This is a genomic window from Pseudomonas sp. H11T01 (assembly GCF_048515765.1).
Classification (GTDB): Bacteria; Pseudomonadota; Gammaproteobacteria; order Pseudomonadales; family Pseudomonadaceae; genus Aquipseudomonas.
The window spans coordinates 164,987-178,264 of record NZ_JBLYED010000007.1 but is presented as its reverse complement, the minus strand read 5'-3'; the positions used below and the strand labels follow the sequence as shown (position 1 = coordinate 178,264).

General features: G+C 55.5%; 12 protein-coding genes and 1 pseudogene. 2 read left to right on the top strand and 11 right to left on the bottom strand.

The annotated features are described in order from the left end of the window. The first annotated feature begins 81 nt into the window (after positions 1–81). Together ACN1C3_RS11800 and ACN1C3_RS11795 are read left to right on the top strand one after the other, a co-directional pair. Positions 82–540: a hemerythrin domain-containing protein gene (locus ACN1C3_RS11800; protein ID WP_419115979.1), complete on the top strand. Its 459-nt coding sequence runs from the start codon at positions 82–84 to the stop codon at positions 538–540. A gap of 619 nt (positions 541–1,159) precedes the next feature. Continuing rightward, complete coding sequence (locus ACN1C3_RS11795; RefSeq protein ID WP_419115978.1) at positions 1,160–1,585, top strand: potassium channel family protein; 426 nt, start codon at positions 1,160–1,162, stop codon at positions 1,583–1,585. Positions 1,586–1,672: 87 nt separating this feature from the next. Here the strand turns inward: ACN1C3_RS11795 and ACN1C3_RS11790 are convergent, their stop codons facing one another. The 11 genes and pseudogenes from ACN1C3_RS11790 to ACN1C3_RS11740 all read right to left on the bottom strand — a co-directional run bounded on the left by ACN1C3_RS11790 (position 1,673) and on the right by ACN1C3_RS11740 (position 13,012). Next, on the bottom strand, positions 1,673–2,206 hold the full coding sequence (locus ACN1C3_RS11790) for a DUF6088 family protein (protein ID WP_419116099.1): 534 nt from the start codon (positions 2,204–2,206) through the stop codon (positions 1,673–1,675). A 46-nt stretch (positions 2,207–2,252) separates the two neighbouring features. Next, complete coding sequence (locus ACN1C3_RS11785) at positions 2,253–3,137, bottom strand: sugar phosphate isomerase/epimerase family protein (RefSeq protein WP_419115977.1); 885 nt, start codon at positions 3,135–3,137, stop codon at positions 2,253–2,255. Positions 3,138–3,407: 270 nt separating this feature from the next. Continuing rightward, positions 3,408–4,410, bottom strand: a pseudogene (locus ACN1C3_RS11780) (FAD-dependent monooxygenase); the annotation flags it as partial. Positions 4,411–4,598: 188 nt separating this feature from the next. After that, a complete protein-coding gene (locus ACN1C3_RS11775) occupies positions 4,599–5,975 on the bottom strand; it encodes an L-serine ammonia-lyase (protein WP_419115976.1) in 1,377 nt (458 codons plus the stop codon). A gap of 31 nt (positions 5,976–6,006) precedes the next feature. Further along, complete coding sequence (gene glyA / locus ACN1C3_RS11770) at positions 6,007–7,263, bottom strand: serine hydroxymethyltransferase (protein ID WP_419115975.1); 1,257 nt, start codon at positions 7,261–7,263, stop codon at positions 6,007–6,009. A 117-nt stretch (positions 7,264–7,380) separates the two neighbouring features. Further along, positions 7,381–7,782, bottom strand: coding sequence for a GlcG/HbpS family heme-binding protein (locus ACN1C3_RS11765; protein ID WP_419115974.1), 402 nt, complete (start codon positions 7,780–7,782; stop codon positions 7,381–7,383). Positions 7,783–7,855: 73 nt separating this feature from the next. Beyond that, positions 7,856–8,635 carry a 2-amino-4-hydroxy-6-hydroxymethyldihydropteridine diphosphokinase gene (folK, locus tag ACN1C3_RS11760; protein ID WP_419115973.1) on the bottom strand — a complete coding sequence of 260 codons (780 nt, stop codon included), beginning with the start codon at positions 8,633–8,635 and terminating at the stop codon, positions 7,856–7,858. A 37-nt stretch (positions 8,636–8,672) separates the two neighbouring features. Then, entirely contained in the window at positions 8,673–9,731 is a 1,059-nt protein-coding gene (locus tag ACN1C3_RS11755) for an ABC transporter substrate-binding protein (RefSeq protein ID WP_060614001.1), read from the bottom strand. Between the two features lie 22 nt (positions 9,732–9,753). Then, on the bottom strand, positions 9,754–10,602 hold the full coding sequence (locus tag ACN1C3_RS11750) for an ABC transporter permease (RefSeq protein WP_419115972.1): 849 nt from the start codon (positions 10,600–10,602) through the stop codon (positions 9,754–9,756). A 3-nt stretch (positions 10,603–10,605) separates the two neighbouring features. Beyond that, the gene (locus ACN1C3_RS11745) at positions 10,606–11,886 is read right to left on the bottom strand and encodes an ABC transporter permease (protein WP_419115971.1); all 1,281 of its coding nucleotides are present in this window, start codon (positions 11,884–11,886) and stop codon (positions 10,606–10,608) included. Between the two features lie 31 nt (positions 11,887–11,917). Continuing rightward, a complete protein-coding gene (locus ACN1C3_RS11740; RefSeq protein WP_419115970.1) occupies positions 11,918–13,012 on the bottom strand; it encodes an ABC transporter ATP-binding protein in 1,095 nt (364 codons plus the stop codon). Positions 13,013–13,278 lie beyond the last annotated feature (266 nt).

Sequence of the window (13,278 nt, the reverse complement as noted above, 5' to 3'; positions counted from 1 at the left end):
GATAGGTGTGGCTATTCTTAATAGGTGGGTGGTTAATAATAGTTTTTCTGTGATGATTTGATGTAGTAGTGAGGATTTTATATGAACGTCTTGTTGAAAGAACTGCTCGCCTATCATCATGAGGTGGCTATCAAAATTACTCAGATCAAAGGATTGCTGGGGAAGGTGAGGCATGAATCCGCTGGTGCCGATGACTGCAAGCTGTTGTTTAAGGTGCTGGAAGCCTTGCATGGTGATGCAGAGCGACACCACCATGAAAATGAAGAGCTTATTCGGCGGGCCTTGCTAGCGACTGAGGCACCGATCCACCAACGGGTCAAGGATATCGAGCGAGATCATCAGGCATTTGAGCGCATTGCTGGACAGCTCAAGATGTTGAAGGACTCAACTCAGGAGACGAGAGTAATCGCTGACGCCATCGATGATTTCATCAAGAAATACTACGATCATATGGATGCTGAGGAGAACATTTTCTTTCCGGTGGCAAATAAGTGGCTGTCAGACATCCAGTGGCAGGAAATAAAGCGTCAGTGGCATTAATCGGAGATCTCACCGTCTTCCTTCAAGGTTGGGCTGCTACTTAATACTCGAGCACACAAAGTAATTGCGTGGATGCCGAGTGAATCATGGCGATGGGCCCGTTTGATATACATCAAACGGATCGATTGGCAGCACATCTAAAAACTTAATTAGTACCCAGGTGCCGGGCCCAGTTTGCTCAAGGCGGCCGAACGACTCTGCATATCACTGCAACGAATCGTTGTTCACCTGAATCGTTCACTCTCGAGCCCAGACCATAAAGAAGAGCGATCAATGCGGGCACTCATGTCCCTCAACCGGCAACCGCCGGGCCACGGCTGATGATTACTCAGCAATAGCGATGTTGGCCGATGAAGACGGCAAGATTGGTAACGGATCCTGGAGCGGTGTAGCAGTGAACTTCATGGCGCAATCCCGACTCAGTGGACGTCATAAAAACGCATTGCCTATCCCATCACCTTGTCGTTGATGTAGATCATAAAGACCGGTACACGCAACGTACTGTCGGGCTCATGACTGGCGCCATAGCGTCTATTGTTTAGGCAACCTGGCTACGCGGCCCATGCTGGCAGCGCGCGCCGGCCCCGCCACAATAGTTCCTGGACGTTCGAGGCGCCCTATGCTTTCGATTACGTTAATCAATACGCTGGTGGTGGTGATCGCGGTGATCATTCATTACGAATGCTTGATGCGCCTGAATGAATGGCTGCCCAAGCTGAAAGCCTGGAGCCGATTCAGAATGGTTGTGGGGGTATTCGGGGCACTGGTGGCCCATGCAGTCGAAGTCTGGTGTTTTGCGCTGGCCTATTACCTAATGATCCGCGCTGGCCAGTGGGGCAGTTTGCAGGGCAGCTTCGATGGCTCATTCATGGACTGCGTGTACTTTTCCTTTACCACCTATACGACCATCGGTTTCGGCGATATCTCGCCCATTGGCGACCTCAAGTACCTGACCGGACTGCAAGCGCTGACAGGTCTGGTGCTGATCTCCTGGACCGCGTCATTTCTATTCGTCGAAATGCAGAAGTACTGGAAAATCAAATAACATCTTTACTGATGGACGCTCAGGCAAGCTGGCGCGCTTTCCCGGTTTTGAATGTCACCGCGATCTCGGCAATGCAACCCAAGTCATTTACCGCCTCCAGCTTTGAGTGCCCGACGGTAAAAGCCCGCGTTTCAAAGGGCCTGAGTTAGGCCCTTTGCCTGCATCCATGCCGGCATTTAGCTGGCTACAAGTTGCTTGAATTCGGAGGCGGTTAGCTTGGCTTTGATAGCGGCAACGACCATTCACACCTTCTTTGCCTAAATAGAACAAGGCAGAAAGGGCTAGACCTACCTTCGTACCGGCATGCTGTAGTTTTTCGGGGGAGACGTGCAGCAAGCGAACAGTTGATTGACCAGTCTTCACCTCGCGGCTGGAACCGCTTGTGTAAAAAACTGGCTTGGTCTGCACTTGAGTACGCAAACTGAATGACCTAACGGCCTCTGCACCATGTACCTGGATAGTCTCGCGATTATGTTTGGCGATAACTCGGACAACTGATGCAGCGCTTGGCCGTACACGACCGGCGAATTGGCTAACCTTTGCGGACCTTAAGTAAGGACGCGCACCCAACCGGCATGACTTTTCACTAAGATTTAAATTTTGTTCACTTGAGTCTGAAATGGAGGGCTAAGGTCCGCACCTAGTTCACCTCGGATACCTACCAGCCTCAACCATTAACCAGCGCATTCAGCTGGCTATAAAGCTGTTTGGCCACCACGTAACCATTATTCTGATGTTGCGCACGACAGAATGTTTCGCTGCACCACCACCCCTCGTATCCAGTAGCTTTCACTGCCTGCGTCCATGCCTTCAGATCAAGTATTCCGCACCCAGTGATCACGTCACGTAGCGCTGTTTCATCAGGTACTCCTCCGGTAAATGGCAACGAATCGCATACATGAACCCCGTAAATATGGCGTTTGTCGATTTTGGCGAGGTCATCTGGGTTGGCACCGCTCGTGTAACAGTGCCAGTAATCGATCACAATTTTGAGGTTGTCTCGATCGGCCCGATCCAGAGTTCGGACCTGTTGCTCAAGTGTCGACACTGGGGTCCAGGACAAGGCTTCCACGTAAACGATGAGACCAGCCTCTTGAGCTCGAACCGCCAGGCGCTGCAAATTGATTGCAGTCTGTGCGATCTGCTCCTCATCGGTGCAGCCTAACAAGCCGCTGTAACGTGAAGTGCGACCATCACGTCGATACTCAACCACGGCGCGGTAATCTAAAGGGCCCGTGACTAACTGCACGCCTTTTGCGCCAACTGTGGACGCGAGCTCGTACAATTTTTCGGCTTGGTCCATCATTTCTCGCCCCTGCGCCCCCGTGCGCTCGATGTCAAATAGCGCTCCTATACCCTGAACGTGCAAACCATCCAACGACTCCTTGAGCTCCCTTTGGCTGTACCCGGCTTCCAGGTAAGCCCGTACCGGTCCACTGGTCAATTCGACCGAGTTAAATCCTGCACTGCGCGCAGTGTCCATCTGCATGATGAAGTTGCAGTGCTTGGCGGCTGTCGTATTGAAGGTCAGCATATTTTTTTGCGGCGCCATGGAGTTACGCCCTGATCAAAGTGGATGGAATTCTATCGCCAGCCAGATCGCATCCGAGTCGGACCAATAGCGGTGCCAGGGGTAGGTCGGATTGCCATCTTGATCAACATGAGTAAACGGATCGTGGGTGTAGCCGGGCGAGATATGGATCTGCTTGTAAAGCGTAGTGTCGTCACGGGCAGCAAAAAGCCCACCGAAGTGGGCCTTGCTGTGGGAACCGATTGAACGAAAACGCCGTTATGCGCAGCCGCTTAAGTGTGTTCCGGAACACTGGCCGGCTTCCCAAGACGTGCGTTGCACACGACAGGCACGTGGACGACGGATAGCGTCATAGACCTCGAGCACCGCTTGCGGCCGGCTCGCCAAAACCTGTGGATCGGCCAACAGTCGGGCCAAAAGCCAGGCGTCTTCCAGCCCCTGCCCTGCGCCAGCGCCCTGGTGCGGCAACATGGCGTGGGCCGCATCTCCGATCAGCCCTACGCGGCCGTGCACGTAGCCCGGCAACTCTTCGAGTTCATGCAATGCCCGAAGGGTCGGTGACGGAATGCAATCGAGCAGCACCCGCGCGGCATCGCCCCAGTCGGCGAAGGCGGCAAGCATTTCTTCCTGGCTGGCATTACGAACCCATGGGAATCGCTCGGCCAGGATGGATCAGGGCGACTGCGATCGGAAATAAAGGCCACTACGTTGATCAGCCGGCCTTGCTTAACCGGGAATGTGAGGATGTGTGCATCGAGCCCCAGATACATCTGCGGGACGTCGACAAGGTGTTCATCGACACCCCGAGCACGGTAGGCAGCGCGCAACTGTTGGCTGTCGATCATCCCGCGGTAAGCGCAAGTACCGCTGAAGCGCGGCGCCGCAAGGGGCTGGCCTCGGCATCCTGTACCACGCTAACTGCACGCTTGCCGAATTGGGCGATTCCCTCTGGCAACTGGCTGGCCAGAGCGTCGAAAAAATCCGCACGGTGCACCGAAGACTGCCCTACCCCTTCGGCCAGGCTTGCGCCGAGGTAGCCGGCATCCTCGCCGCGGCGCCATTCGAACCAAATATCCTGCCAGGGATCAAGCATGCGGTCGGCGATCTGCCGGTAGGGTTCGGCAATACCCAGACCGGCGATGGCACGAACGGCGTTGGCACCGTAGGAGACACCGGCACCCACTTCGCCAAAGGCTGACGCCGCTTCGAACAACTGAACGCTGAGATGGGAGTGACGGCACAGATCCAGGGCCAACGCCACCGGAGCCATGAGAACACCTTGCATGCTCATCATTTTATTAATGACGATTCCTCGCCATCATGCCCATCAAAACACCGCCTTTCAAATTGTCTAATAGCACTGGAGGCGCGGTGTACGTTGGAAACGGTTCCAGCGCAGTTAAGAAGTAATGAGATGCCTTAGTTAAAACGACATGATCCTAATCATAGGGCAGATCACTCTGCCCCCGAGTACCGCCTAATTCAGCATTCGATAATGTTCACCGCCAGACCGCCTCGCGCGGTTTCCTTGTACTTGCTTTTCATGTCCGCTCCCGTTTGACGCATGGTGCGGATCACCTTGTCGAGCGAGACGAAATGTTGCCCATCACCACGCAAAGCAAGGCGCGCGGCGTTGATGGCCTTCACCGAACCCATGGCATTTCGCTCAATGCAGGGCACCTGAACGAGGCCACCGATGGGATCGCAGGTCAGGCCGAGGTTGTGCTCCATGCCAATTTCAGCCGCATTCTCTACCTGTTGCACCGTTCCGCCGAGGACCTCACACAGCGCTCCAGCCGCCATCGAACAGGCCACCCCCACTTCACCTTGGCAACCGACTTCTGCGCCAGAGATCGACGCGTTTTCCTTGTAAAGAATTCCGATTGCAGCGGCGGTGAGCAGGAAACGCTGCACCCCTTCCTCATCCGCCCCGGGTACAAACCTGCGGTAATAGTGAAGAACCGCCGGGACGATACCGGCAGCGCCGTTGGTGGGTGCCGTCACTACACGGCCCCCACTGGCGTTTTCTTCATTAACCGCCAGGGCGTAAAGGTTGACCCAGTCGAGTACTGAAAGGCTGTCCCTTAAGTTGGCCTCAGGACTGCCACTGAGCTGACGGTACAACGCCGCGGCACGACGTTTAACCTTCAGCCCGCCAGGCATGATGCCTTCGTTGCGGCAACCAGCAAGCACGCAATCCTGCATCACTTGCCAAATATGCAGCAGACCTTCACGGGTTTGCTCCGGACTACGCCACGCCTTCTCGTTCTCGGCCATCAACTGGCTGACCGAGAGACCATTACGTGAGCACTGCTCAAGCAGCTCCCGTCCAGTCAAGAAAGGATAACGAAGTGGCGTTCGATCTTCGACAATACGATCAAGCCCTATCGCTTCTTCATCCACCACAAACCCGCCGCCCACCGAGTAGTACTCACGGCTACAAATCTGTAAGCCAGCGCTGTCGAATGCACGCAGGATCATTCCGTTGGGATGATAGGGCAAAGGCTTGCGGATCATCGCCAAGTGCTCTTTCTCGACAAAGCGAATGGACTTCCCCCCCAAAAGCTTCAAGGTTCCGGAACCGCGAATCACCGCCAACCTTGCTTCTACTGCCGTGGTATCGACTGTATCCGGGTACTCCCCTTCCAGCCCCAGCAGTATGGCTTTGTCGCTTCCGTGCCCTTTTCCTGTGGCGCCGAGAGAACCGTACAGTTCTGCCCGAACACTCTCCACTTGCTCCAGCAAGCCTTGGTCCCTCAGCCCCTCAGCGAAGCGCACGGCTGCGCGCATCGGCCCGACGGTGTGCGAACTGGAAGGACCGATGCCAACCTTGAACAGATCAAAAACACTCAGCGACATACTCAACTCCGCAGCGAATGCTGGTGGATGATCAGGCTTTGTAGACCGGGAAACGCTCGCACAATTCTGAAACCCGCGCAGCGATACGGGTCTCTACTTCGGCGTCACCGAGTTTGTCGAGGATGTCGCAGATCCAGCTGGCAAGGGCGCTGCACTCCGGCTCCTGGAATCCACGTGTAGTCACCGCAGGTGTTCCGATGCGCAGGCCGGAGGTCACGAACGGCGATTGTGGGTCGTTCGGCACGGCATTTTTGTTGACCGTGATGTGTGCCCGGCCCAAAGCGGCGTCGGCATCCTTACCCGTCAGGCGTTGGCGGATCAGGCTCACCAGAAACAGATGGTTGTCGGTCCCACCCGAGACCACGTCATAACCGCGCTGGATAAACACGCTCGCCATCGCCTTGGCGTTTTTGATCACCTGCTGTTGGTACGTTTTGAATCCAGGCTCCAACGCTTCCTTGAAGCAGACGGCCTTCGCGGCGATCACATGCATCAACGGGCCACCCTGTCCGCCTGGAAAGACCGCTGCGTTGAGTTTTCTCTCAAGGTCTTCGTTAGCTTTGGCGAGAATCAAACCACCACGGGGACCACGTAGCGTCTTGTGAGTGGTGGTCGTGACCACATGCGCATAGGGAAGCGGATTTGGATACAGACCTGCCGCAACCAATCCGGCCACGTGGGCCATATCGACGAACAGGTAAGCGCCGATCTTGTCAGCGATGGCGCGAAAGCGCGGGAAATCCAGGGTTTTCGAGTAAGCGGAAAAACCGGCGATGATCATCTCCGGCTGATGCTCCACCGCCAGCCGCTCGACTTCGTCGTAATCGATCAACCCCGTCACGGTATCGATCCCGTACTGCACCGAGTTGTAGAGCTTTCCGGAAAAACTGACTTTGGCACCATGGGTCAAATGCCCACCGTGGGCCAGGCTCATCCCCAGTACGGTGTCACCCGCCTGTAGCAGTGCAAGGTAAACAGCGGCGTTAGCCTGGCTGCCGGAGTGCGGTTGAACGTTGGCATAATCAGCGCCAAAGAGTTCTTTAGCCCTGTCGATCGCCAACTGCTCGACCTTATCGACGTGCTCGCAGCCGCCGTAGTAACGCTTGCCTGGATAACCTTCATCATACTTGTTGGTCAGCCCACTGCCTTGGGCTTCCATCACCCGCTGACTGGTGTAGTTTTCCGAGGCTATCAGCTCGATATGCTGCTCCTGACGGAGTTCCTCAGCGTCGATCGCATTCAGCAGTTCGTCGTCGTAGCCCTGGATTTTGTCTTGCTGGCTGAACATCGTTTATCTCTCCTTCAACTTTTACTTTTGTTTGGTTCAGGAAATCAAGCGCGAAGAAACGCTTCCAACAGCGAACGTCAACGCGCCGGATGAAAAACTTGGGAATCTTTAATGCAATCAGTTGAGGTAAGCCGCAAACGCATTAACGCCGGCTTGCGCCACAATCTCATCTTGATCGGGAGTACCTGAGCTGCACCCTACGCCGCCAACGATGAACTCCTGCATGAAGAGCGGCAGCCCCCCAGCGACAATGGAAAAGCGCCCCTGGTTGCTGGTGTTGATGCCGAAAGCCGGTTTACCCGGCACACTGATTTCGCCATAGGCTCGCGTTGATTTGCGGGCGGCAGAGGCGGTGAAGGACTTACTGATGGCGATATCGATACTGGTGATACGCGCGTTGTCCATACGCTGGAACATGATCAGATGACCGGCATCATCTGTAATGGCGATATCCATATCAACGGCAAGTTCTTTGGCTTTGGCAAGGCAAGCTTGCATGATGTGCTGAGCATCAGCCATTGTCAGTCGGGGTACCATTTTCATTGTCTCGACCTCAGAATTAATGAATACAAACCACTCATTACCTATTGGTTTAGAACTCCAGGACTCTCTTCTCGCGGTTAACTTCTGCACCTCCTCGCTCAATCTCTGCAAAAAACTCAGGCAATGACGTCGATAGCGCGGACAGGATCTTGTCGAGCGTATTAACCCCAGGGCTTGCTTGATTTTTCTCAATCACCGATATGGAGCTATGAGTCACTCGGGCTTTTTCGGCGAGTTTGCGCTGTGTAAGACCTTGTCGAAGACGCAGCGATTTAAGCGTTTGCGCCATCACAAAATCATCCGTCCAAGCCGTTTTCGCCACCTTGTGTGTGATCAGCCCGTCGCTGGCAACAAGGACCGGTTTTTCCTCGGCAGGCATATACCGCTCGAACTCAAGCCAAGTCGTTTTATAGGTTTTACCGGTGACGGGATGCACTCCCTCCGGAGCGAGCACAGCAAGCGGCATCATCACGTAAGGTCTATCGATGAGATCCGACCTTGGCAGCACCCTATGCGCGTAAGCCCCCACGAAATCTCCGTACAGCAAAATATCGATATCCACCGGCAAGACGATTCGAGGAGCCAGCACGCGCGCGTACCTGGCCTCAAAACGCTTTAGAACATCACTCAACTGGCCCAGTGATAGATCAGTGCGCCCGGACAAAACCACGTTAAAAAAATCGTCGCCCACGCAGCCGGCAGCCGCGGAGGAATAGACCGGGGAGCACTGAACATCCACTAGCAATGCGGCCAGGAACTCCAACGCCAGCCCCAAATGATGATCTCGGTCCTGGTTACTCCCTAGCCCGAGGTAAATCAAAGTCGACATGGCGCTGGACTCCTGAGAAGGCTGTAAAGGCAAAGGTTTACTTTGTCAGCCAGGCATTGAAGCGTTCATTGAGTTCGTCGGCATGGTCACCCCACCACTCGGCATTCATTTGTAATGCTGTCTTGAAGTTTTCCGGGGAGGTCGGCAGATGCGGTTTCATCTCCTCGCTGACCAGGGCTTGCGACGATTTACGCGTCGGGCCATAGGCGATGTATTTGCTTTGCTCAGCCAGCACTGGGGTGCTCGTGGCGAACTTGAGGAACTCCATGGCCCGCGCTTTGTTCTTGCTGCCGGCCGGCACAGCCCACACATCCATGTCGTACAGCTGACCGTCCCAGATAATCTTGAACGGTTGCTTCTCTTGGGTCTGGGCCGTCCAGATACGTCCATTCCATGCCGAGGTCATTACGACCTGGCCGTCCGCAAGCAATTGCGGCGGCTGGGCACCCGCTTCCCACCAGATCACCTGACTCTTGATCGAGTCGAGTTTGGCGAAAGCCCGCTCGATACCCGCCTCAGTTTCCAGAGTGGAATACACTTCATTACGAGGCACCCCATCGGCCAGCAGTGCCCACTCCAACGTGCCCTGAGGCGCCTTACGCAACCCACGCTTGCCAGGGAATTTGTTCAGGTCGAAGAAATCCTTCAGCGTTGCGGGCTGCTCACCTTTGAACGCGTTGACGTTGTAAGCGACCGCCGTCGACCAAATGATGTTTGCCACCGCGCAGTCGGTGACGGCGCCGGAGATGAAGTCCACGTCAACCGGGGCGCCGCCCGTTCCAGCTTCCAGGTCCTTGCTCGGGTTGATACGTTCGAACAGCCCCGCATTGCAAGCCCGAACGGCATCCGGTAATTCCATGTCGACGACGTCCCAGGTGACGTTTTTGGTATCGACTTGAGCCTTGAGCTGAGCGATGCCGCCGGAGTAATCCTCTAGCGTGGTTTTCACCCCGGTTTTCTCGCTGAATGGCTTTATCGCGGCCTTGGTCTGGGCAGCTGCCAATGAGCCACCGTACGTGACAATCGTCAGATTCTCTTGCGCCATCGCAGACACACACGCGAGGCTTGTTACCGCGCATATCAACATCTTTTTCATAACTGCTTCCCTAGATCTCAGATCAATTAGTGATTCCACGAACGCGGAGCGAACGACGGCGCAGGACTTCGATAGACAGCAACAGCAGGACAGACAAAATGATCAGCAACGTTGCAGCAGCAAGAATCGTGGGACTGATCTGCTCACGCATTCCGGACCACATCTGACGAGGGATGGTGCGCTGCTCGACCCCGCCCAAAAACTGAACGATCACGGCCTCATCGAACGAAGTGATGAATGCGAACAGCCCGCCTGAAATGATGCCGGGGCGAATGAGGGGAAACGTCACGTTGAAAAACGTGTAGGTCGCCGATGCCCCCATGCTTGCGGCTGCGCGGGTCAGTGAATGATCGAACCCCACGAGCGTTGCGGTGACGGTCAGAATCACGAAAGGCGTACCCAGCACAGCGTGCGATAGGATCAGCGCGAGCAGGCTCTGGCCAATCCCCAACTTGCTGTAAAAGAAGTACATGCCAGCGGCTGAAATAATCACTGGGACGATCATCGGCGAAATCAGAATGCCGGTGAGCAGGCGCTTGTAAGGCAAGTCAGAGCGGCTCAGCCCAATGGATGCAAGCGTACCGAGCGCGGTAGCGATCACAGTTGCACCACACGCCACCAAGAAACTGTTCTTGATTGACAGAACCCAAAGCGGGTCATTGATCAGTTGGTGATACCAGCGTAGGGAAAATGCCTCCGGCTTCAGATGAAGCATGTCCGACGTGAAGCTGAAATACGGCTCGACGTTAAAGGACAAAGGGATGATTACCAGAATCGGCACCACCAGAAACAGCAGCACGAGCAGGGCAAATCCGCGCACGGTGAAAAACCAGCAGCGTTCGAAAGGTCCGATGTAATTTGGAAGGCTCATGGCTCACCCCAACTTCATATTGGTAATGCCTACGAATCGGTCGTAGACCCAGTACATCAGCAGCACTACAACCAGAAGCAGGCTGGCGATCGCCGAAGCCAGCCCCCAGTTCAAGGACGTCTGCATGTGATAAGCGATGAAGTTGCTGATCATCTGGCCGGTTCGGCCACCCACAAGTGCAGGCGTGATGTAGTAACCAACCGCGAGAATGAAGACCAGAATCCCCCCTGCACTGACGCCCGGCAGGGAAAGCGGAAAGTAGATCTTGAAAAAGGTACGCATGGAGCTGGCGCCCATGGAGTGCGCGGCACGGATGTAGGTCTGGTCGACACCGCGCATCACGCTATAAAGCGGCAGCACCATGAACGGCAGCAGAATATGCGTCATGGCGATGATCGTGCCGTACAGGTTGTACATCAGATCAAGCGGCTGATTGATGATGCCGAGACTGCGAAGGACATCGTTGAAAACGCCGTTTGACTGGAGAATCACGATCCAGGCGCTGGTCCGGACCAGCAGCGATGTCCAGAACGGCAGTAGCACGAGGATCATCAGCAAGTTGCTGAAGCGGTCCGGCAAGCTGGCCAGGAAGTACGCCAGCGGATAGCCCAGCAGAAAGCAGATGAAGGTGATCGCGACACTGACCGCCAGCGTCTTCAGCAGGTTGTCGACATAGATCTGCCGGCTTTCGGGCTGCTGGACGATGTCGCCGTTATCGTCGTATTGACGATCCAGCGCCGCCAGGTAATGCACCGCGGAAATCGAGGGCGCCATCACCTTGAGCTGCGACCACGTTGCGGTTTCACCCCAGCGTTTGTCGATGCTGATCATCAGCGGCTTGAATTCGGTGATCCCAACTTGACTCTGTTTTTCCAGGCCTCTCGCCGTCTTGTTCAACAGCAGCTTCATGCCGCTTTGCACGCGGTTCAAGTCAGTCCCGACCCGGTCCAGGTTCTGCGATTTGAGCAGCGCGAGAATATCGTTGCCGAGGACTGCAAACGTCTTCTCCTCAGGCAGCGACTGCCGCTCCCAGTGCTTCAACTCGACCGCACTGTTGGGCATGTAGTCGGCGAGCGTGCCGTTTTGCACGCTGCGCATCAGCATGTCGCCAATAGGCACGAGAAAAAAGACGGCGATAAACGCAAGCAGTGGCAACACCAGTAGCACGGACTTGAACTTGTTCCGACGCTCGGCCTTGTCCAGGCTTTCCTTTATTGACTGGCCAACCTTCGGCTGCACAAACAGCCGATCCGCAGGCCCTTCCGACATTACAGGGCGATTCATGGAGTGATCTCCGTGTGAGCGGTGACGAAAGTTAGATAACGGTGTTGAGCGCTCGACAGTCGTCAGCACGCCACCCTACGGTCACCAGGGCGCCGGGAGTCGGCGTCGACTGGTTGACGCCGTTCACCACTTTGACGATGAAGTCATCTTGGTCCGCGACGCTTAACCGCAGACGCAGGTGGTCCCCGTGATAGATCAGCTCTTGAATTTTTGCCGGTAGCCGGTTGTCACATTGACCGTCGGCCGGATCGAGGTAGACGCGCTCTGGGCGAATCGACAAGGTGATTTTCGTGCCACGGGCGGTACTCGCGGATTTCGCCGCAACGGCCTTCACTCGAAGGTTGCCGACTTGCACTTGGCAGTAATCCCCGTCGCGCTCGATGACCTCCCCCGTCAGCCGGTTGTTTTCACCAATGAAGCTGGCAACGAAGGCGGTCTCGGGTTTCTCGTACAGGTCGGACGGATTGGCCAGTTGCTGAACCACACCATCGTTGAACACCGCAATGCGATCAGACATGGTGAGGGCCTCGGTCTGATCGTGGGTCACGTAAACAACGGTAATGCCCAGCTGCTTGGAAAGGCGCTTGATTTCGTACTGCATTTGTTCACGCAGTTGTTTGTCGAGCGCGCCGAGCGGCTCGTCCATGAGCACCAGGCGAGGTTCAAAAATCAGCGCCCGAGCCAGGGCCACTCGTTGTTTCTGCCCGCCGGACAGTTGTGCCGGCATGCGATTGCCCAGCGGCCCCATGGCGACCATGTCCAGGGACTTCTTAACTTTGCCCTGGATGTCGCTTGAAGACAGGCCGCGGACCTTGAGCGGAAAGGCCAGGTTCTCGGCGATAGTCATGTGCGGGAACAATGCATAGTTTTGGAAGACCATGCCGATACCGCGCTTCTGTGGCGAAATATCGTTAACCGGCTGGCGGTCGATGGAGATTTCCCCGTGAGTGACGGTTTCAAAACCCGCCAACATCATCAGGCACGTTGTTTTTCCAGAGCCGGATGGCCCAAGCATGGTGATGAATTCGCCGCGCTGAATATCCAGATTGAAGTTTTTGACCACGAGGTTTTCGCCGTCGTAGCTCTTCTGCACATTGCGAAAACTCACAAAGGATTCTGTTTGCATGTGAACACCCTTCTGCAATTCTTTGATCAGCTAAGTGCGAAGCCGTCTTAAACGGCGCTCACACGGTTTCTCTTGTTCGCGTGGACACAGGACAGCCATCAATCAGGCGTACGAACGCCCGTGTCTGATGGTCGACGCGGCAAACTCAAGAGGAATCTTTCGGCAGAAAAGGCTCAGGGCGAGCCCGGAATCGATAAGGTGTGATGGAGCGGCACAAAGCTGCGCACCCGACGGGGTTGGCGACGACTTGGACCTGGCGATGCATT

What these genes read in the sequence shown, in the direction of transcription:
- ACN1C3_RS11795 (WP_419115978.1), top strand. Translation starts at nt 1,160, where the DNA reads ATGCTTTCGATTACGTTAATCAATACGCTGGTGGTGGTGATCGCGGTG.
- ACN1C3_RS11755 (WP_060614001.1), bottom strand. Translation starts at nt 9,731, where the DNA reads ATGAAAAAGATGTTGATATGCGCGGTAACAAGCCTCGCGTGTGTGTCT.
- ACN1C3_RS11800 (WP_419115979.1), top strand. Translation starts at nt 82, where the DNA reads ATGAACGTCTTGTTGAAAGAACTGCTCGCCTATCATCATGAGGTGGCT.
- ACN1C3_RS11750 (WP_419115972.1), bottom strand. Translation starts at nt 10,602, where the DNA reads ATGAGCCTTCCAAATTACATCGGACCTTTCGAACGCTGCTGGTTTTTC.
- ACN1C3_RS11775 (WP_419115976.1), bottom strand. Translation starts at nt 5,975, where the DNA reads ATGTCGCTGAGTGTTTTTGATCTGTTCAAGGTTGGCATCGGTCCTTCC.
- folK (WP_419115973.1), bottom strand. Translation starts at nt 8,635, where the DNA reads ATGTCGACTTTGATTTACCTCGGGCTAGGGAGTAACCAGGACCGAGAT.
- ACN1C3_RS11765 (WP_419115974.1), bottom strand. Translation starts at nt 7,782, where the DNA reads ATGGCTGATGCTCAGCACATCATGCAAGCTTGCCTTGCCAAAGCCAAA.
- glyA (WP_419115975.1), bottom strand. Translation starts at nt 7,263, where the DNA reads ATGTTCAGCCAGCAAGACAAAATCCAGGGCTACGACGACGAACTGCTG.
- ACN1C3_RS11785 (WP_419115977.1), bottom strand. Translation starts at nt 3,137, where the DNA reads ATGGCGCCGCAAAAAAATATGCTGACCTTCAATACGACAGCCGCCAAG.
- ACN1C3_RS11740 (WP_419115970.1), bottom strand. Translation starts at nt 13,012, where the DNA reads ATGCAAACAGAATCCTTTGTGAGTTTTCGCAATGTGCAGAAGAGCTAC.
- ACN1C3_RS11745 (WP_419115971.1), bottom strand. Translation starts at nt 11,886, where the DNA reads ATGAATCGCCCTGTAATGTCGGAAGGGCCTGCGGATCGGCTGTTTGTG.